General features: G+C 61.0%; 15 protein-coding genes and 1 tRNA gene. 8 read left to right on the forward strand and 8 right to left on the reverse strand.

Features of this window, described 5'->3' with window-relative positions:
- Window positions 1-27: 27 nt before the first annotated feature.
- From I3J13_RS07535 to I3J13_RS07555, 5 genes are all read left to right on the forward strand, one after another.
- Entirely contained in the window at window positions 28-201 is a 174-nt protein-coding gene (locus I3J13_RS07535; protein ID WP_196378440.1) for a histidine kinase, read from the forward strand.
- Window positions 198-1,193: a site-specific tyrosine recombinase XerD gene (gene xerD, locus I3J13_RS07540; protein WP_196378441.1), complete on the forward strand. Its 996-nt coding sequence runs from the start codon at window positions 198-200 to the stop codon at window positions 1,191-1,193. Before I3J13_RS07535 ends, xerD begins: the two co-directional genes overlap by 4 nt.
- Before the next feature lie 62 nt (window positions 1,194-1,255).
- Window positions 1,256-2,209, forward strand: coding sequence for an acetyl-CoA carboxylase carboxyltransferase subunit alpha (locus tag I3J13_RS07545; protein WP_142780650.1), 954 nt, complete (start codon window positions 1,256-1,258; stop codon window positions 2,207-2,209).
- A 191-nt stretch (window positions 2,210-2,400) separates the two neighbouring features.
- Window positions 2,401-3,699, forward strand: a complete 1,299-nt coding sequence (locus tag I3J13_RS07550; protein ID WP_196378442.1) for a L,D-transpeptidase family protein — start codon at window positions 2,401-2,403, stop codon at window positions 3,697-3,699.
- Window positions 3,696-3,932 (forward strand): sulfurtransferase TusA family protein, encoded by a 237-nt coding sequence (locus I3J13_RS07555; protein WP_196378443.1) that lies wholly within the window; start codon window positions 3,696-3,698, stop codon window positions 3,930-3,932. Before I3J13_RS07550 ends, I3J13_RS07555 begins: the two co-directional genes overlap by 4 nt.
- A 243-nt stretch (window positions 3,933-4,175) precedes the next feature.
- On the opposite strand, the gene I3J13_RS07560 is transcribed toward I3J13_RS07555, so the two are convergent.
- A complete protein-coding gene (locus tag I3J13_RS07560; RefSeq protein ID WP_196378444.1) occupies window positions 4,176-5,327 on the reverse strand; it encodes a CobW family GTP-binding protein in 1,152 nt (383 codons plus the stop codon).
- A 192-nt stretch (window positions 5,328-5,519) separates the two neighbouring features.
- Window positions 5,520-6,575, reverse strand: a complete 1,056-nt coding sequence (locus tag I3J13_RS07565; RefSeq protein WP_052025775.1) for a D-alanyl-D-alanine carboxypeptidase family protein — start codon at window positions 6,573-6,575, stop codon at window positions 5,520-5,522.
- A gap of 224 nt (window positions 6,576-6,799) precedes the next feature.
- Here I3J13_RS07565 and I3J13_RS07570 point away from each other — a divergent pair, with 224 nt between their 5' ends.
- From I3J13_RS07570 to I3J13_RS07580, 3 genes are all read left to right on the forward strand, one after another.
- Window positions 6,800-7,963: a M20 aminoacylase family protein gene (locus I3J13_RS07570; RefSeq protein WP_196378445.1), complete on the forward strand. Its 1,164-nt coding sequence runs from the start codon at window positions 6,800-6,802 to the stop codon at window positions 7,961-7,963.
- Between the two features lie 312 nt (window positions 7,964-8,275).
- Window positions 8,276-8,372, forward strand: a tRNA-OTHER gene (locus tag I3J13_RS07575).
- Window positions 8,373-8,684: 312 nt separating this feature from the next.
- Window positions 8,685-8,981, forward strand: a complete 297-nt coding sequence (locus tag I3J13_RS07580) for a hypothetical protein (RefSeq protein ID WP_196378446.1) — start codon at window positions 8,685-8,687, stop codon at window positions 8,979-8,981.
- A gap of 73 nt (window positions 8,982-9,054) precedes the next feature.
- Here I3J13_RS07580 and pbpC read toward each other — a convergent pair whose 3' ends face one another.
- From pbpC to I3J13_RS07610, 6 genes are all read right to left on the reverse strand, one after another.
- On the reverse strand, window positions 9,055-11,133 hold the full coding sequence (gene pbpC / locus I3J13_RS07585) for a penicillin-binding protein 1C (protein ID WP_196378447.1): 2,079 nt from the start codon (window positions 11,131-11,133) through the stop codon (window positions 9,055-9,057).
- Entirely contained in the window at window positions 11,130-16,586 is a 5,457-nt protein-coding gene (locus I3J13_RS07590; protein ID WP_196378448.1) for an alpha-2-macroglobulin family protein, read from the reverse strand. Before I3J13_RS07590 ends, pbpC begins: the two co-directional genes overlap by 4 nt.
- A gap of 118 nt (window positions 16,587-16,704) precedes the next feature.
- Entirely contained in the window at window positions 16,705-16,893 is a 189-nt protein-coding gene (locus tag I3J13_RS07595; RefSeq protein WP_003523265.1) for a Trm112 family protein, read from the reverse strand.
- A gap of 10 nt (window positions 16,894-16,903) precedes the next feature.
- Window positions 16,904-17,575 carry an LON peptidase substrate-binding domain-containing protein gene (locus tag I3J13_RS07600; protein ID WP_003523264.1) on the reverse strand — a complete coding sequence of 224 codons (672 nt, stop codon included), beginning with the start codon at window positions 17,573-17,575 and terminating at the stop codon, window positions 16,904-16,906.
- 69 nt (window positions 17,576-17,644) lie between these two features.
- Complete coding sequence (trxA, locus tag I3J13_RS07605) at window positions 17,645-18,613, reverse strand: thioredoxin (protein ID WP_196378449.1); 969 nt, start codon at window positions 18,611-18,613, stop codon at window positions 17,645-17,647.
- A 54-nt stretch (window positions 18,614-18,667) separates the two neighbouring features.
- Window positions 18,668-19,177, reverse strand: a complete 510-nt coding sequence (locus tag I3J13_RS07610) for a prolyl-tRNA synthetase associated domain-containing protein (RefSeq protein ID WP_196378450.1) — start codon at window positions 19,175-19,177, stop codon at window positions 18,668-18,670.
- Window positions 19,178-19,325 lie beyond the last annotated feature (148 nt).

The raw sequence follows: 19,325 nt of genomic DNA on the forward strand, positions 1-19,325 counted from the left end.
TTCGACCGCCACCTTCACGGAGCCGCCATGCCTACCCTCTTCCGCTTCACGATGATACTGGCGACCATCGCGGGGCTGATCTATGGCGGCATGGTGCTGCTCGTCATGGTCGTCAAACCGCGCGACCGCGAAGTGACGGTGCGCATTCCTTCCGAGCGACTGAACCCGCCGTCGACCGAACCGGCAAGGCGCCCCCCATGAGCGGACAGCCGACGGCAGGACGCGACGGCGCGCGGCTGGAAAGTTTTCTGGAAATGATGAGCGCCGAACGCGGGGCTGCCGCCAACACGCTCTCTTCCTATGAGCGCGATCTTTCCGATCTGCGCGAATTTCTCGGTCAGCGCGGCCAGTCCCTGACGGAAGCGCAGACGCCTGACCTTTCCGCCTATCTGACCCATCTTTCCGCTCAGGGTTTTGCCGCAACCTCACAGGCGCGACGTCTTTCCACCATGCGGCAATTCTATCGTTTTCTCTATTCGGAAGGGCTGCGCGGCGACGACCCGACCGGCATCATCGACGCTCCCAGGAAAGGTCTCGCCTTACCGAAAACGATGAGCGTCGCCGATGTGAACAGGCTTCTTAGCCTCGCGGCGCAGGAAGCCGCCACATCCGGTCCCGGCCAGATGGCGCGCATCCGCATGCACCTGCTGCTTGAGCTGCTTTATGCCACCGGCATGCGTGTGAGCGAACTCGTCTCGCTGCCGGTCAAGGTGCTGCGTCAGGAAGGCCGCTTCCTGATGATACGCGGCAAGGGCAACAAGGACCGCATGGTTCTTCTTTCCCGCGCCGCCATCGAGGCGATGGAAAAATACGAGGCTGCCAGAAAGGCGCTCGCATCAGAGAAAAGCAAGGTGGCCGCTTCGCAGAAAAAACCGGAGACGCCGGAGAGCCAGTGGCTGTTTCCTTCCAACAGCAAGGAAGGCCACCTGCCCCGCCAGGTCTTTGCCCGCGACCTCAAGGACATCGCCATCCGTGCGGGCCTGACCCCGTCTGCGATATCGCCGCATGTGCTGCGCCACGCCTTTGCCAGCCACCTTCTGCAGAACGGCGCGGATTTGCGCGCGGTACAGGAACTGCTCGGCCATTCCGACATTTCCACGACACAAATCTATACACATGTGCTGGAAGAACGCTTGCAAGAGCTGGTACAAACACATCACCCCCTTGCCAAACAGGGCAAAAACCTTGATTAGAGCGACCGGAACCGCCGGATAATCCGGTCAAACCTTGCGCAAAACGATCGGAAACGGATCTCATGCACAATTATCTCGACTTCGAAAAACCTATCTCGGACCTTGAGGGCAAGATCATCGAGCTGAAGAAGCTTGCCGATGAAGACGAGAGCATAGACACCTCGGAGGAGATCAACCGTCTGGAATCGCGGGTCAACGACGCGATGCAGGACATCTATTCCAAGCTGAACGCCTGGCAGAAAACGCAGGTCGCGCGCCATCCGCAGCGTCCGCATTTCGTCGATTACGCCAAGGCGTTGTTCACCGATTTCACGCCGCTGGCCGGCGACCGCAAGTTTGCCGAAGACGCCGCCATTCAGGCAGGCCTCGGCCGCTTCAACGGTCAGCCCGTCGCCATCATCGGCCAGGAAAAGGGCAACGACACCAAAAGCCGCCTGAAGCATAATTTCGGCAGCCCGCGCCCGGAAGGTTACCGCAAGGCGATCCGCGTGCTGGAACTGGCCGACCGTTTCTCGCTGCCGGTGATCACCCTCATCGATACGGCAGGCGCCTATCCCGGCGTCGGCGCGGAAGAACGCGGCCAGGCCGAAGCCATCGCCCGCTCGACGGAGATGTGCCTCAACGTGAAGGTGCCGATCGTCTCCGTCGTCATCGGCGAAGGCGGCTCGGGCGGCGCAATCGCGATCGCCACCGGCAACCGCGTCTATATGCTCGAACATGCGATCTATTCGGTGATCTCGCCGGAAGGTGCCGCCTCCATTCTCTGGCGCGATTCGACCCGCGCCAAGGAAGCTGCAACCAACATGAAGATCACCTCGGAAGATTTGAAGGCGCTCGGCGTCATCGACGGAATCATTCCCGAACCGATCGGTGGCGCGCATCGCGCCCCGGAAACCGTTATCAGTGCAACCGGTGACGTCATCGCCAAGGCTCTGGCCGATCTTTCCCAGCGTTCGGGCACACAATTGCGCGCCGAACGCCGCCAGAAATTCCTGGATATCGGCCGGAACCTTTAAGTCCGGCCTTATTTTCCTTGAATATCGCCCCAACTCGGCCATAGTCCGGTCACATCAAAAGATGTATCGGCGGCCGCGGGGCGGATCCGATTTGAGTTAAGAAGATGTAAACGGTTAATACCGTATTTAAAATACACACGGGACGGTGTAGAACTGCCGCCGCTTCGTGCCATCGTCTTTCGGATCAGATCATGCGTTTGACACATTTTGCACTTCTTGCCTGCACCGCGCTCGTTCTTGCCGGCTGTAACGATACGCTCGAAACCGTTGAGCGCGACGTCTCCCACGTCAAGAACAAGGTCGATTACCCGCTGTCTCCGTCCATTCTGGCCGAGATCGACAAAAGGGGCATGGACCGCACCTCGCCGATCATGATCCGCATCTTCAAGGAAGAAGGTGCGCTGGAAATCTGGAAAGCCAGGCGCGACAACCGTTTCGAGAAGATCGCCGGCTACGAGATTTGCGCATGGTCCGGCAAACTCGGGCCCAAGGTGAAGGAAGGCGACCGGCAGGCGCCGGAAGGTTTCTACAACCTGACGCCCGCGCATCTCAATCCGAACTCGAAATATTATCTCGCCATCAATACCGGCTTTCCGAACCGCTACGATGCCGCCAATGGCCGCAACGGCACCAATCTGATGATCCATGGCGCCTGCTCGTCCTCCGGCTGTTATTCGATGACGGATGCGCAGATTCTTGAAATCTACGGTTTTGCCCGTGACGCCTTCAAGGGCGGCCAGAAGACCGTGCAGCTGCAGGCCTTCCCGTTCCGCATGACGGCGGAAAACATGGCCCGCCATCGCCAGAGCGAACATCTCGAATTCTGGAAGATGCTGAAGGTCGGTTACGACAATTTCGAAGTGACCAAGCGCCCGCCGGAAGTGAATGTCTGCGAGAAGAAATATGTCTTCAACCAGCAGACCGAAGGCGGCAGCTTCAACGCCTCCGCCCAATGCCCGGCCATGAGCACACCGCCGGCGCTCGTCAGCGCGCTTTCGAGCTACGAGAAGACCTACGATCTCGCCTATGAAAAGGCGATGAAGAAATATGACGGCATGGCCTGGTACGACCCGAGCGAAGCCGAGCGCAAGGCGCTGGTCGCCGAAAAGCGCAAGGGCCGCGAGCCGGCGTATGCCCCGACCGGCTCGGCGCTGAAGGCCGGCAAGCTGATGAAAGAAACGGAATATGCCGCGCTGATGGAGAAGAAGGCGCAGCAGGTGACGTCTTCCTCACCGGCCACGACCGCAACCGCCTCGGCCCTGCGCGGCCCACGCCCTTCGGCTGTCCAGCCCGCCACGGCACCGCAATCGAACCCGGCCCCGGCAGCACCGACGATGGTTGCCTCGGCTGCCCCCGCAGCAGCCGGCCAGACTGGAGCTGCCGCCCAGAGCGTTCCGGTTCCGACCATGAACCCGCTTGCCTATTCCGCAGCGCCTGCTCCGGAAGCGCCGGAGAAGAAGCCGTTCTGGAAGTTCTGGGCCAAGGAATGAGCGACACGGCCGAGATCGTCTATGATTTGAGGGGGCTTAAATGCCCCCTTCCGGTTTTGAGAAGCCGCAAGAAACTCGCAACCCTGCAGGCAGGCGATATTCTGACCGTCGAGACGACCGATCCGCTGGCGGTGATCGATATTACCCATATGTGCAATGAGGATGGGCATAGGCTGGTGGAGACCACTGCGCTGGATAAGGGGCATCGGTTTCGGATTGTGAAGGGCGGGTAAACCGACATCCAACGCTGACGCTCCGGGCTTACCCCCCTCTGCCCTGCCGGGCATCTCCCCCTCAAGGGGGGAGATCAGTTGCGGCGACCGCTCGCTTTCTCACAAGCTCTGCACTTCGGGTTGCTGCATCGATAAAGATGTTCGGAGCAAGCCGCTTGTCGATCTCCCCCCTTGAGGGGGAGATGTCCGGCAGGACAGAGGGGGGTGAACCACACCCACCGACCTAGACCATCACGACACACCCTAAAACCGCAACCCCGAAACCGCCAGCGGATTATCCGTCATCGCCTGCCTGTCCGGCCGGTCGATGCCGGGTGCGCTTGTGAAGGCCGCGAAGAGGTCCCGCACGAAAGCCTCCGGCAAATCCTTCGTAATCAGCACCATGCGGGTGCGCTGATCAGCCGGGTCCGGCCAGGCCGCAAGGCGCTCCGGCGTGTGGAAAATATTCTGCACCCCATGCAACACCAGCGGTCGGCCCGGATTATCCGACAGCTTGACGATGGCCTTCATGCGCAGGAGCTTTTCACCATGTGCCGAGCGCAGCAGATCCACGAACATGTCGATCGCCATCGGGCTGACCGGCTGATCGTGAATGATCGAAAAGGAACGGATAGACGCATCGTGCCGGTTCACATCGTGATGGTGGTGGTCGTCGTGATCGCCATGATGGTGGTGATGGCCATGGTCATGACCGTGATCATGATCATGATCGTGGTGATCGTGTGCCGCTTCTTCGCCCAGCCAGCGGCCGACATCGGCATTCTTGCTGCCGGCATCGTAAAGGCCGTTGTCGAGAAGCCCCGCAGCGCTCCACTCGGTTTTGTCGCCATCCTCGATGGTCGCACGCGGATTGAGCGCCTGAAGACGGGCTGTCAGGGCGGAAATCGCGGCGGCATCGGCAAGCGCGCGCTTGGTCACCACCAGACGATCAGCCACGGCGGCCTGTTTCACCGCCTCCTGATGATTGTCGAGCGTGGAAAGGCCGTTCACGGCATCCACCACCGTAATCATGCCGTTCAGCACGAAATTCTGCGCGATGACCGGGTTGCCCATGACCGACTGCATGACGGGGGCGGGATCGGCAAGGCCCGTGGTCTCGATCACTACCCGTTTTACCGGCTTCAGCTTGCCTGTCTGAATGCCGTCCATCAGTTCCGCCAGCGTATCCACCAGCTCGCCGCGCACCGTGCAGCAGAGGCAGCCCTCCGCCAGCTCGATGATGCCCTCACCCGCGCTTTCGACCAGCATGTGATCGATGCTGACATCGCCGAACTCATTGATGATGATCGCCGCATCGCTCATCGCCGGATCCTTGAGGAGCCGGTTGAGCAGCGTCGATTTTCCGGCGCCGAGGAATCCGGTGATGATGGAAACCGGGATGCGATCGCGAGACATGACTTGCCTGTATGTTGATGGCCGCTCCGGCAGGTCACTGGACGACACGAAACCCGGAGCCGCATGGAGCTAAAAGAAATCGCCCGCGCCTGGAAGCCGCGAGCGACACTGTAATATCATAACATCATCGACCTGCGAATACACAAACCGCATTGCAACCGCGAGGCTCGGCCTCGAGGCAGTCACCGATCATCAGAATGTCGGGCGCGGGATCGGGATCGGCACGTTGGCGAGTTCGCCCTTGCCGGCTCCCTTGGTGGCATTCACCGCCACCGTCTCGCTACCCGGAATGAGACCGGCGAAGGAATATTCCGGCGGGCGGGTCATTTCCTGCACATAGGGCGAATGGATGACCATGCGGCCAGCCTCGTCGCGGCTTTCGCTGCGCACCTTGGCGGCCTTCGGGTTGCAGATTTCAGCGCTGACATCGTTCACATCGCCGGTATCGCCATAGGGCGCCAGCGCGGCGAGCGAGACGCCTTGGCCCGAGGGCGCCGTCAGCCCCATCTGCAACAGATCGGCCGACTGGTCGGTGCGCCCCGCGAGGCTGTCCGCGCCCAGCACGACCGTGATGACCGAGCGGCCATTGCGAACGGCCGACGACACCTGGTTAAAGCCGGAGGCACAGATGAAGCCGGTCTTCATGCCATCCGCGCCATCGAAACGGCCGACCAGCATGTTGAAATTGGCGTAGTTCTTCTTGCCGGTGCTGACGCCTTCCAGCGAGAAATAATGGGCATATTCCGGAAACTCGCGCTTGATGATCAGCGCCAGCAGCGCCAGATCCCGGGCGGTCGTATATTGTCCCTTGCCGGGCAGGCCATTGGCGTTGATGTAACGGGTGGAGCTCATGCCCAGCCGCTGCGCCTGCGCATTCATCTGCGCCACGAAATTGTCGCTGGTGCCGCCGATGGTCTCGGCAATCGCCACCGCGATGTCATTGGCGGATTTGATGAGCAGCAGCTTCAAAGCGCTATCCATCGTCAGCTTCTGGCCCGGCTTGAAATACATTTTCGAGGCCGGCTGATCGGCGGCCTTCTTGCTCATCACCACTTCCGTCTGCGGGCTGATCTTGCCGGCCTTCATCTGGGAAAAGGCGATATAGGCGGTCATCAGCTTGGTGAGCGAAGCGGGATACCACTTGCGGAAGGCTTCCTGATGGGAAATCACCTTGCCGGTTTTGACATCGACCACCATTTTGGGATTGGCATTTGCCACGGGTGCTGCGGCAACGAGGCCTGCAGTCATGATGGCAACGGCTGCGGAGAGCCGTCTGGCGGCGTTTGGCGATTTAAAAGTCTGTGGCAAGGCTTGTCCTCGAATTCCCGTCTTCGGTCGGGGAATGGCAATATTCACCATATATGTCCTAGCAATGGCAAAGTACATTGATTACGTCAATTATGCGGCGCACTATCCACCACGGAGGATAGGATTTTACGACACGCCGCACCGATGAACCCAGGAATGAACGAATGCCGATTTTGAACAGAGCCGCCGAACTCCAGCAGGAAGTCAGCGAATGGCGGCGTCACCTGCATGAAAATCCCGAGATTTTGTATGACGTCGACAACACCGCGGCCTTCGTTGCGGAGAAGCTGAAATCTTTCGGCGTTGACGAAATCGTGACCGGTCTCGGCCGCACGGGTGTGGTCGGCATCATCAGGGGCAATCTTCCGGGCAATCGCACCATCGGCTTTCGCGCGGATATGGACGCTCTCCCAATTTTAGAGGAAACCGGCAAGCCCTGGGCCTCCAAAACCGCGGGCGCCATGCATGCCTGCGGCCATGACGGCCACACCGCCATGCTGCTTGGCGCCGCCAAATATCTTACCGAAACCCGCAATTTCGCCGGCTCCATCGCGGTCATCTTCCAGCCGGCGGAAGAAGGGGGTGCCGGCGCGCTTGCCATGGTCGAGGACGGCCTGATGGAGCGTTTCGGCATTAACGAGGTCTATGGCATGCACAACATGCCGGGCATTCCGCTCGGCGCCTTCGCCATCCGCAAGGGCGGCATCATGGCCGCACCCGACAAGTTCTCGATTACCGTCAAGGGCCGTGGCGGCCATGCGGCGCAGCCGCACCGCACCGTCGACCCGATCACCATCGGCGCGCAGATCGTCGGCAATCTGCAGATGATCGCCTCGCGCAATGCCGACCCCATCCGCTCGGTGGTCGTTTCCGTCACCCGCTTTCAGGCCGGTTCCAGCCACAACATCATCCCCAACGAGGCATTGATCGCCGGCACGGTGCGCAGCCTCGATGAAACGGTGCGCGATCTGGCGCAGGATCGCATCAAGCAGATGGCGGAAGGTATTGCCCTTGCCAATGGCGCGGAAGCGGAAGTCGTCTATGAGCGCTACTGCCCGGTGACCTTCAATCACGCCGCCGAGACCGACCACGCCATCCATGTGGCGCGCGATGTGGCGGGCGAACCGAATGTCGATCCCGATGTCGATCCTTCCATGGCAGGAGAGGATTTCTCCTTCATGCTGAAGGAAAGACCAGGCTGCTTCATCTTCATCGGCAACGGCGATTCGGCAGGGCTTCACAATCCGGGCTATGATTTCAACGACGACGCCATCGCTTACGGCATTTCCTACTGGGTGAAACTGGCCGAACAGCGCCTGACGAGCTGATTGCCGGCCAACGCGAAGAAAGCCGAGGAAGAGATCGACCGCGATGAAGAACGCGGTTGATCCGCAGGCATCGTCAGGTTAAAGAGCAATTCAGTGTCCACGTAGCTCAGCAGGATAGAGCACAGGATTCCTAAGAGAAATTGGGGGTTGCGCCCGGAAACGACGCAATCGATCTGCTCAAAGTCGGGGAAAGCTTCGCTGGTCTTCCAGCATGCCAATCCCGAGCCAAGCTCCGGAGAAATCCGGTGAAGGTGTAGAGACTGGATGGGCAGCACCTAAAGGCCGCAAGGCCCATGGTGAAGGGACAGTCCAGACCACGAACGTCTTGCCGGCAAACGGCGGGACGGCGGCGAAAGCCGAAGCGGTATGAATCCTGGGGTCGGAGGTTCGAATCCTCTCGTGGACGCCATTTTCCTGAAATATTTTTAAAAACAATAGGATAGATGCTGATCGGATGATCTGCCCGCCTCCGGAGCGCCTCCGGACATGGCGAAGACATCCCGCCATGCATGGAACCATTTGGCAGACACCATAACTCTTCTGGATTGAGCGACGAAGTATCCCGCATTTCCTGCGAAGCCCATTTGCCGGATGGCAGAAAACTTAGCGCTGTGTGGGAATATTGAAGGGGAACATTGAAAGCCGAAAATCGCTTCCTATTATGAATGATATGCGGCGAAGGAAGGTGTCGAAGCGGCATCCGCAAGGCGAAGGAGATTTGATGATCAACGAATATGGTCCATACGTGCAGATGACGACGCTTGGAGAGCGCATGGCCGCCCTGTATCAGATGGATGCAAATCTCGCGCTGGAGTCGCACCTGACTCACTATATGGACGAAGTCGAGGTCAACATTGCCGCCGATACGTTTGACCACGTTGGTTTCATGAACAAGATCAGTGGCCAGTTGCAGGTAAAGCTGGAGGCAACGGCTGACTCCAGACGCCGGGAGTTTCTGCAGGCCATCGTCTCATCGCTCCAGGAGCGTATCCGCCGCCATTCACTGGATATTGCTTGACGGCAGGCGCGGCACGACATTGTCCTGCTTGAACCACGTGGCGCTGCCTCGTCGAGTGGGCTTTTTCTGCCGGTTACTCGACGAAAACCCGCACGCTCGAGGCGCGGCCATCGGCGTCGATCACCGTCAGTGTGGAAAATCCCTGGCCTTCCGGCCGCCATTCGCTGTTGCGGCGGTGGGACGCGTTCGGCAGAGGCAAACCATTGGCGAGCCAGCGGAAGGGTGCGCGCCCGCCCTGCAGCTTCAGTACCAACGGCGAGATGCCCGACTGGCCGGAAAGCTCCACGCGCGCGCCTTCCGGCGGGTAAACGATGCGCGGGGCGCTTTCACGTCTTGAAGCAGAAAGCAGGCCGCTGGCCGTCGTGGTGAAACGTCGCTGGTTGGCGGGGAGGTCACTGACCGCGACCCGCGCGACACCGGAAGGCGCGGCCGGCATCGGCGTGATCGCCACGCCGGATTTTTCGAAAGCCTCGAACAGGATCGGAGCGGCCGTCGCATAACCGGCAATGCCCGGCACCGCACCATTGTCGGCCCGACCGACCCAGACACCGACCACATGCCGCCCGTCATAACCCACCGACCAGGCATCGCGATAGCCATAGCTGGTGCCGGTCTTGTAGGCGATGCCGCGCTGTTTCATGCCGAGCGGCGGCAGCACGCCAGAGAGGATGTCGGAGATGTTCCAGATCGCGGCATCGGAGAATAACCGGTCGCCCTCCAGCCGTTCCGGGGCGGAGCGGACGCCGTCTCCAAGCCGCACGGGATCGCCGCCGCCGGCAAGCCCCGCATAAAGCTGCACCAGATCGACCAGCGAAACACCCGCGCCGCCAAGGGCGATGGCAAGCCCCGGCGCTTCATTGGCGGGAAGCACGAGTTTGACGCCCACCCGCCGGAACCGCACCATCAGCGCCGAGGGGCTGACGGCATCGAGCAGCTTGACAGCAGGCACGTTGAGCGACAGTTGCAGCGCCTGCCGGATGCTGACATCGCCCTGATAGTGCATGTCGAAATTGCGCGGCCTGTAACCGGAAAAGTCGGCCGGGCGATCCTCGATGATGGTTTCCTGCCCGACAAGACCGTCTTCGAAAGCAAGGCCGTAGATGAATGGCTTGAGGGTGGATCCCGGCGAGCGAACGGCACGGCTCATCTCCACGAAACCACGGCGCGCCGTATCGAGATAATCCGCCGACCCCACTTCCGCCAGAATATCGCCGCTCTGCGCATCGGCCATGACGATGGCGACGGAGACCCTGTCGCCGAGCTTTTCCGCCGCATGGCGGGCGACACCCTCCAGCTCCCGCTGGATCGACAGCTTCAGCGTGGAGCGCACCTCGGCAGTATTCGGGAATTTCACCCGTGCGGCGACGGCCATATGCGGCGCATAGGCCGGCAGGTCCCGCCGGTTGGCGGGCACATTCGCAAGAGCCGACCGTTCCGCCTCCCCCTCACCCACCACGCGTTCCACGGCAAGCCGTTGCAGCACACGCTCCCGCGCCTGCTTCGCCGCCTCCGGAAAACGATCCGGACGGCGCTTTTCCGGCAATTGCGGCAACGCGACAAGCAGGGCCGCCTCCGCCGTATCGAGCCGGCCCGGTTCCTTGCCGAACCAGGCGAGGCTTGCGGCGCGAATGCCTTCGAGATTGCCGCCATAGGGCGCGATATTCAGATAGAGATCGAGGATTTCCGCCTTGCTGAGCCGTCTCTCGATCTGGAGCGCGCGCGCGGCCTGCAGGAATTTCGCCGAGAACGACCGGTCGGCCCGCGGCTCGATCAGCCGCGCCACCTGCATGGAAAGCGTCGATGCGCCGGAAACGATCCGGCCGTTGCTGGCCAATTGCCAGGCGGAGCGCAAAAGCGCCCAGGGATCGACCCCGTGATGCTCATAGAAACGCTGGTCTTCATAGGCCACCAGCATGCGCAGGAACTGTGGGTCGACTTCGGCTGCCGTGGTTTTCAGCCGCCAGCGGCCATCGGGTGTCGCAAAAGCGCGCAACAGCTTGCCGTCACGATCCAGAACCTCGAAGGATCGTTGCTGCGCAGCGTCCAGCGGCGGCGGATAGGCCTTGTCCAGCGCATCGAGACCGAAGGCCGCGCCGCCCATAAGCAACGCGGCCGTCATGATGCCGACAATGATCGCCTTCTTCCGCCTCATGGGTTTGCCGAGCGCACCTCCATGCGGCCGGTTGCCGTGCGGGCGGCAAATTGCGGCCGGTACATATCCTCAACCGAAGCTGCCGGATGATCGTAGGTGCCGGGGGTGACGGCGCGGACCACATAGGCAAGCGCAATTTCCGAACTGTCGCCGGCCGAGCGGTCGAAGGCCGCCACGAAACGGTCGTAGCGGAATTCCGTATGCGCCGCTTCCGTTTCCGGCAGCCAGTCGAAATTCGACAGTTCGGCCGAATTGACAAGGCTCGGATTGTCGATTTCGAAACCGGAGGGCAGCAGGTCGGTCACCAGAATGCGCGACTGCCAGTTATTCTGCGGCACCACATTCAGCACCACGACATAACGCTCGTTCTGGACCACCTCGCTCGGGTTCACCTCCTCGCCATCCATGGAATAATAGGTGCGGGTGATGGTGAAGCCTTCCCCGCCGGCCGCAAGCGGCTGCGCCGGCGGCGCCACCGTGGTGACGACGGCCGTGACCGGATCGGCCGAGGCATTGGCGATCTTCAAGGGTGCGGCCAGCAATTCATCGCCGCTCATCCGCTTGCCGAAGCCGCCGGTCTGCAGATCGCCGTTCACATCGAGACGGATATCCTTGTCCTCGCCTTTCACGGCGCGGGCGGCCAGCAGCATCCATGCCTGTTCCTGGGTGCTGGTATAGGGCTTCTTTTCCCATTCCTTCGCCACCGCACCGGCAAGCTGCGGCACGACGGCCGGAACCGGCCGGCTTTCCGCCGCAAGCGCCAGCGTCGCCGCGCCGTCACGCAGGGCGGAGCCATAATCCGCGCGCGAGAAGCTGACATTGGTGGTGCGGCTTGCCATGTCGAGCGAAGCGCCGAACACGGCCTTCGAACGGGCCTGATCGCCATAAAGCGAAAGGGCGGCGGCAACCTGCGCCTTGGCGAGCGGTGTCGGGAAATCGGCAAGCGCCGTATCCGCGTAATAACGCAGATCGTTGATTGCCGCCTTGCGGTTGCGCGCCAGCACATAAAGCGAATAGGCGATCTCGTTGCCGCGATCCTTGACATTGCTGTCATAGGAAAGACCGTTTTGCAGGTTGTTCAGCGCCTGCACCATGGCGGCTTCGGGCACATCGTAATTCTGCTCACGGGCGCGGGTCAGGAAGTCGCTGATATAGGCATCGAGCCACAGATCGCCATAACCCGGCGACCAGAGGCCGAAGCTGCCGGAACTCGACTGGAAGGACAGCACGCGGTAGATCGCCTCCTGCACCCGCCGGCGGGTGTCGGGGTCTTCTGCAAGGCCGCTATCCTTCGTCAGTTCCGAAACGTAAAGCAGCGGCAAAGCGCGGCTCGTCGTCTGTTCGGCGCAGCCGTAGGGATATTTGTCCAGCATCATCACCAGCGCCGGAATATCGAAGGCGGGCGAGCGCGTGACATTGACCGCGACGGAAGAGCCGAGAAGCATGCTGTCGGCCAGAAGATCGCCATTGATCGTCAGGCTGCTATTGGGCGCGATCTTGATTTCGCGCCGCGTCGTCACTGGCAGAACGGCCGGACGCACCGGAACGTTCAGAACCTGCTCCAGTGAAAGACCGGCGGCATTGGAAACCTTGATGGTGATCGCGCCATTGCCGGGCTGTTCGCCCGTCAGCGGGACCGTCAGCGAAGACTTGCCGCCTTTCTGAAGCGCGAGAGTTTGCGACATCTCACCCTGATCGACCGTCAATGCGGTATTGCTGGTCACATCCAGCCGGTAATCGCCGGCCTCGCCATCGGTATTGGCGATATCGAGCCGCAATTGCGAGACATCGCCGGGAGCGAGGAATTTCGGCGCGCTGGCCGTGACGACGACAGGATCACGAATGATGGCATCGGAGACGGCGTGTCCCACACCCGTCTTCGTCCAGGCCACCGCCATGATGCGGGCCGTGCCGTTGAACTGCGGAATATCGAAGCTGACCGTCGCCTTGCCGTCACCGTCGAGTTCGACCGGACCGGCAAAGAAGGCCACGAGCTTTTCCGTGGGCGGGCTGCCCTGAAGGGCTGCCTGCCCGCCGTCGCCGCCGGTGCGCAGCCGGCCGGTGGCGCCGAGCGAACCGTCGATCAGGCGGCCATAGAGGTCGCGGATTTCCAGCCCCAGTCGGCGCTGGCCGAAATACCATTCATCCGGTTTCGGCGGCTCATAGCGGGTAAGGTTCAATATGCCGACATCGACGGCCGCAACGATGGCATAGGCCTTTTCGCCCACGCCAGCGCCCGCAACCGTGATCGGAATTTCAAGCGGCTGGCGCGGCAGCGTTTTCTGCGGCGCGCCGAGCGTGACGGCAAGTTTGCGCTCGGCCGGATCGACGGCGAGCCATTTGATGCCGATGGCGCGCATCGGCATACGGCTTTCCTGCGCATCGCCGGGACGGAACAGCGTGGCCGTCACATAAGCGCCCGCACCCCATTCCTCGGTAACGGGAATGTCGATCTCGCCGCCATCCTCGCCGATCTCGGCATTCTGCACGGCAATCAGCTTTTCCGAACCGGAAGTCACCATCAACTCGCCGGCAAAACGCGACGAAACCTTGAGTTTGGCCGTATCGCCGATCTTGTAGCTCTGTTTGTCGAGAGCGATTTCCAGCGCATCCGGCGTTTCCGTCGAGCTTGCCTCGACATAAAAACCGGCATCGAACTCAACGCTGGAAACAGGCGCGCCATTACCGGCGCCCTCCACTTCCAGCCGATAGCGGCCCCAGGTGACGGGCACGGAAATCTCGCCGCCATTGGCATCGACCGAAAGCGTACCGGCTTCCTGCTGCTTGGTATATTCCACCGGCTCGTAACGCCAGGAATTGCCCTGACGATACCACTGATAGTTCCGCTCGACCTTGATGAGTTTCCAGTTGAGGCCGCTCATCGCCTGTTTGGCACCTTCGGCGCTGACACCGATGATGTGGAAACGACCAACGGAATTCTGGGCGAGATCGCCCGAAAATTGCGGTTTGATACCGATGACCGGCGCTTCAGCCTTGATGGGCAGCGTCAGGGAGCGCTCCACGGCGCGGCCGCCGGCCTCGCGCATGCGCACAGTGATGTTGGCGGAAAGAAGCTGCGTGGTGGACGGCAGGTCGGTCAGATCGACATTGAAGCTCGCCTTGCCTTCTTCGTCCAGCGCCGGCAGATCGGCAAGCGCGGTGCGGTTTTCCTCTTCGCTCTCCTCATCGGCCAGACCGAAGAAATAACCTTCGAAATCGGCGCTGGTGCGCGTCGGTTTGATGGCAACCTCACCTTCCAGCGTCAGGCCGGCTGCGGGCGCGCCATAGAGATAACGGCCATCGACGTCGATTGCCGTTTCCGCGCCAGGGTCGATCTGCTTTGCCTTGCTGGAAAGATCGAACTCGGTGCGGTCAGGCACGAAATCATCGACGAGGAAGCTCTTTTCGCTGATCGCAGGCGTTTTCGGATCGGTATGGATGCGCAATGTCCAGGTGCCGCGCATCGCATTTGCCTGCAACGGCAGATCGACCGCATGGCCGCCCAGCGCCTTGCCGTCGCTGACGAAACGCCGGTCCTCTACACCATCCGGGCGCGAGAAGATGAAAGTGAGCGGAAGATCCTCGATTGCCTTGCCGTCGACATCGCGGGCAAGGGCTGCGGCATGCACGGTCTCGCCGGCACGATAGATGCCGCGTTCCGTCCAGCTAAACACGTCGATGGCGCCGGGGGCTGCACGGCCCGTCACACCGCGATCCGAAAGATCGAAGCCGGCGCGGGTCATGTCGAGGAAGACGTAATCCTTGTCGCCGTTGCGCGCCGTCAGGATCGCAGGCGCCTGCGCCGCCGTACCGCGCATCAGGCCGGCCGAGAACACCGCGCGGCCGTCCGCATCCGTCTTCGCGGTGCCCAGCACCTCATTATTCTTGGCGAGCAGCTGCAAATCCACATCTGCCAGCGGCTTGGCGCTGCCAAGTGCACGGACAAAGACATTCAGACCATCGGTTCCGGCATAAGTGGTGATGCCGGTATCGGAGACCAGGAACCATTGCGTGGCGCGCGAATCCCAGGTTTCCGGCGCGGTGCCCGGCGGTACGGCGGTCAGCACATAGATGCCGGGCTTGCGCTCGGGCAGGGCCTCATCCACCGGAAAACTCGTCACCACGTCCTTGTTGAGATCGGGCTGGATATCGATCGAGCCCTGCCAGACAAGCTCGCCAATTTCGTTTTCGATACGGTCGGCATTGTAGCCGTCCATCTGCGTCAGAAACTGCGAGTTTGAAAGAAGCGAGGTGATGTTGCGGTCGCCGACGCGATAAAGCTTCAGGTCGGCCTTGTCGGCATTGACAGAGACGATTGGAATGCCGCGGCGCGCCGTGCCCGGCAGCACGAAATTCTCGCCGGTGAAGCGCACGCTGGCGGCGCGGTCACGCACATAGATATCGAGATCGACCTGCTTTTCCAGAGGCTCTTCCACCGAAGACGGCAGGCCGGCGCGAAACGCGATCTTGTAACGCTGGCCATGGGTCAGGCCTTCCACGCAAATCTCGCTGCCCTTCGCTTCGATAGCCTTGGGGGCTGCCCCATCCAGCGTGATGAAGGAGGAGTAATCGACGCCGTTCTTCACCAGCGGCTCGGAAAACTGCACGCAGGCGCGCGGGCTGACGCTATCCGTATCCACGGTATTGTTGATGACGCGGAAACCCTGCCGGGTGCGCAGATCGGCATAGGCCGCTTTGGTCTGTGCATTGTCGGCAAGCGCGAGGCTTTCCTTATAGGCATTGAGTGCCGCGCGATAATTCTGGGTTCTTTCGAAGGCCTTCGCCAGCCGGTTCAGGGCCTCGGTGCGGGCGCTGACCGTGCGGCTGAGCTGGTAGGCATTGATGGCAGCGGAAGCGGCCTGTCCCGCTATCGAATAATTATCGGTGACCTGCGCGGCCTTTTCCGACAATTCCGCCCAGAGCGCGCCATCGTCAGGTGTGATCGCAAGGGCCTGTTTATAGGTCGTGACCGCATCGGGAATATTGCCGGCGGCTGCCTGCTGCCGCGCCGTCTGCACGAGGGCTTCCAGGCCCTGTTCGCCCTCACCCTCATTTGCCGCAAGGCCGGATTTCAGCCGGCGCGCTTCCTGCTGCAGGCTGTCGGTCACGAAGGACAGGCGCTGCGGCGCGCCGATATCGGCTTCCGCGGCCACTTCCACGATCTTGCCGGCAACCGCGCCGGGGAAGGCGTTCAGCTGATTGAAATCCGATTTGAGGAAGCACCATTTCACCTTGGGATTGTAGGTAAAGGCCTTGCAGGCGGTATCGCCGACGCAAATCTCGCCGCATTGCTCCAGCGAGACATTTTGCTCCGTCCTGAGATCGAAGCCGAAATAATCGCCATTTTGGGTCGTAACGACCTTGCGGGAGGGTTCCGCCGCCATGGCTGGCGGAAAAAACAGGGCGGTTGAGACCGCAACCAGCGAAATCCGGACGAGCGCGCGCAACGACATCAGTTTTCTCCCCGCAACAGACATGTCGGGCGGGACTCTGGTCAAATCCACGCATGGTTGTCAACGCATCTTCGTCAATTCGCGACACGCAATGTGTGAAGGCGGGCAAGCGGGAAGGTCAGTCTTCTATTTTGCGCGCTTCGGAAATCAGCATGATCGGCACGCCATCGCGGATCGGATAAGCGAGCCTCGCGCTCTCGGAGATGAGTTCATTGCGGGCGCGGTCATAGGCAAGGCGCCCTTTCGTCAAAGGGCAGACCAGAAGCTCCAGCAGCTTGGGATCGACATTGCTCATCCTGTCGTCCATGGCGGCGATCCTATTGCAGCACGTTGCCGCCCTCGCCCGATCCCTGGGCAAGAACGATCTCGGTGATGGCGATCAATGTTTCGGCCCGCGTCTTCAGGTCCGGCGCTTCCAGCAGCGCCTGTTTTTCAGCCGGTCCGAAGGGAGACATCATGGAAAGCGAATTGACGAGAACGCGATTGCCCGCCCTTTCCACGCTTTCCCAATCCGCTTCCAGCTGGTTGGCATCCAGAAACGAGCGGAATACCCGGAGCAGGTTTTCGCGGTCCACCGCATCCTCGTCATATTCGCCGGAAAGATCGGCGATGAAGGGCGCATGCCGGAAGCTGCGGTAGGGTTTGCCCGCCTCCACCTCTTCCAGCAGGCGGAAGCGGCACACGCCGGTGAGCGAAATGATATAACGGCCATCGCCGGTTTCGGAAAAGGACGTGATGCGGCCGAGGCAGCCGACCGCGCTTAGCGGACCGCCCTCAAGCCCCGCCTCGATGACATGCAGGGCGGGCTGCACCATGCCGATGATGCGATGGCCGGCCAATGCCCAGTCGATCATGGCGAGATATCGAGGCTCGAAAATATTGAGTGGAAGATGGCCTTCCGGTAGAAGCAGCGCGCCCGGCAATGGAAAGACCGGCACGGTTTCCGGCAGATCGTCGTTCTTCACATATCTCGCATTTCCGACATGCATGGGAATCAAGCCCCCTGTTCACTGCTGCCCGGCTGGCGGATCAACCGCCACGGCCGGGATATGCCCGCATTACGAAAACAGTATCGCCGAAAGCTTCCTGCGGCCGGCAACGGTTGCCGGGTCCTTGAAGCCCCAGGCCTCGAAAAACTCCAGAAGCTGGCGGCGCGCGCCGTCATCGTCGAAGGTCCGGTCCTTGCGCATGACGTAAAGCAGATGGTCCGCGGCCTCATCGCGCCGGCCTTGAGCATTCAGCACCTTGGCAAGCTTCACCCGCGCCTCGTGACGATCGGGATCGAGCGCGAGCTCACGCTCCAGCGCGACCGGGTCGCCGATCTTACGGGCTTCCTCATATTGCGCGATCTTTTTCGAAACGAGCTGAATGCCCGCATCCTCGTTGAGTTCCGCAGACAGCGAAGAGAGCAGTTCGCTTGCCCGCTCATATTGACCGGCGGCGATCATGCATTCCGCGATACCGGCAATTGCTGCCGGATTTTCGGGATCGGCCTGCATGACGGCGCCGAAAAGCTGCGCAGCACCATTAAAATCGCCATCCGCCAGAAGCTGCTTCGCCTCTGTCAGAACAGCCTCGATCTCGGCCTTGGGGTCGCCCGCGTCAGGCCCGGCGATCTTCTCGATGAACTGCTTGATCTGGCTTTCCGGCACGGCACCCATGAAGCCATCCACCGGCCGGCCGTCGGCAAAGGCGACGATTGCCGGAATGGACTGGATACCGAGCTGGCCGGGAATCGACGGGTGGTCGTCAATATTCAGCTTCACGAGCTTCACGCGGCCATTCGCCTCGTTGATGACCTTCTCGAGCACCGGCGTCAGCTGCTTGCACGGACCGCACCAGGGCGCCCAGAAATCCACCAGAACCGGCTGGCGACGCGATTCCTCAAGAACGTCCCTGGAGAAACCCGCCGTCGTGGTGTCCTTGATGTGGCCGGAGGCCGCACCGTTCAGCTCGCCGTTATGATGGGCGCTTGCGGTCATCTGCCCGCTATAGGAACCGCCGTAAGGATTATTTTCGCCGCTCATGCCGGTCTCCCGTAAACTTCTGTCATCTGTCTTATTTGAAGCAAAGATCGTATCTCACTCGCTGACTTTCAAGACAAGCGGCGCATGTCCGGTTGCCTCGAGAAAGCGAATGAGATCCGTGGACGCGATCGTTGTCGTCTGGTCGTTGGAAAGCGGGTGGCCATTGACCAGCTCGTTTTCCAGAAGCCCGCTGTCGAGCACGAAGGTGACCCGCCTGTCGGTGTCGTTGATGGCTCCGAACACCGTCACCGAGCCCGGCGCGACGCCCAGATATTCAAGCATCTTTTCCGGTCTGCCAAAGGATACGCGGCTTACCGCACCGATGGTCTTGTGAACGCTTTTCAGATCGACGACCGCATTTTCCTCAACGGTCAGAACGAAATACTGATCCTTCTTGTCCTTTACAAAGAGGTTCTTTGTATGGCCGCCGGGAATGAGGTCGCGCAGCGACTGAGATTCGGCGACGGTAAACACCGGTTCATGCTGCTTCGTGGTGTGGGAAATGCCGAGTCCGTCGAGAAACTCGAACAGCTCCGTTGCCGTCTTCTGGGAATTTTCCGCCATATCCTGCCGCCTGCCTCTGCCGATTCCACTATCCTTGTTTCCTGATTAAGCGGGCAACCGACGCTTGGCAACGCAGGAAAAAACAGCGAGATGAAAAATTCTCAATCATTTCCGCCGCTTGTCGCATTTCTCAAAGAAATTTTCGCGT

The sequence above is a fragment of the Agrobacterium leguminum genome (assembly GCF_015704895.1).
Classification (GTDB): Bacteria; Pseudomonadota; Alphaproteobacteria; order Rhizobiales; family Rhizobiaceae; genus Agrobacterium; species Agrobacterium leguminum.

What these genes read in the sequence shown, in the direction of transcription:
- I3J13_RS07535 (WP_196378440.1), top strand. Translation starts at nt 28, where the DNA reads ATGCCTACCCTCTTCCGCTTCACGATGATACTGGCGACCATCGCGGGG.
- xerD (WP_196378441.1), top strand. Translation starts at nt 198, where the DNA reads ATGAGCGGACAGCCGACGGCAGGACGCGACGGCGCGCGGCTGGAAAGT.
- I3J13_RS07545 (WP_142780650.1), top strand. Translation starts at nt 1,256, where the DNA reads ATGCACAATTATCTCGACTTCGAAAAACCTATCTCGGACCTTGAGGGC.
- I3J13_RS07550 (WP_196378442.1), top strand. Translation starts at nt 2,401, where the DNA reads ATGCGTTTGACACATTTTGCACTTCTTGCCTGCACCGCGCTCGTTCTT.
- I3J13_RS07555 (WP_196378443.1), top strand. Translation starts at nt 3,696, where the DNA reads ATGAGCGACACGGCCGAGATCGTCTATGATTTGAGGGGGCTTAAATGC.
- I3J13_RS07560 (WP_196378444.1), bottom strand. Translation starts at nt 5,327, where the DNA reads ATGTCTCGCGATCGCATCCCGGTTTCCATCATCACCGGATTCCTCGGC.
- I3J13_RS07565 (WP_052025775.1), bottom strand. Translation starts at nt 6,575, where the DNA reads ATGACTGCAGGCCTCGTTGCCGCAGCACCCGTGGCAAATGCCAATCCC.
- I3J13_RS07570 (WP_196378445.1), top strand. Translation starts at nt 6,800, where the DNA reads ATGCCGATTTTGAACAGAGCCGCCGAACTCCAGCAGGAAGTCAGCGAA.
- I3J13_RS07580 (WP_196378446.1), top strand. Translation starts at nt 8,685, where the DNA reads ATGATCAACGAATATGGTCCATACGTGCAGATGACGACGCTTGGAGAG.
- pbpC (WP_196378447.1), bottom strand. Translation starts at nt 11,133, where the DNA reads ATGAGGCGGAAGAAGGCGATCATTGTCGGCATCATGACGGCCGCGTTG.
- I3J13_RS07590 (WP_196378448.1), bottom strand. Translation starts at nt 16,586, where the DNA reads ATGTCGTTGCGCGCGCTCGTCCGGATTTCGCTGGTTGCGGTCTCAACC.
- I3J13_RS07595 (WP_003523265.1), bottom strand. Translation starts at nt 16,893, where the DNA reads ATGGACGACAGGATGAGCAATGTCGATCCCAAGCTGCTGGAGCTTCTG.
- I3J13_RS07600 (WP_003523264.1), bottom strand. Translation starts at nt 17,575, where the DNA reads ATGCATGTCGGAAATGCGAGATATGTGAAGAACGACGATCTGCCGGAA.
- trxA (WP_196378449.1), bottom strand. Translation starts at nt 18,613, where the DNA reads ATGAGCGGCGAAAATAATCCTTACGGCGGTTCCTATAGCGGGCAGATG.
- I3J13_RS07610 (WP_196378450.1), bottom strand. Translation starts at nt 19,177, where the DNA reads ATGGCGGAAAATTCCCAGAAGACGGCAACGGAGCTGTTCGAGTTTCTC.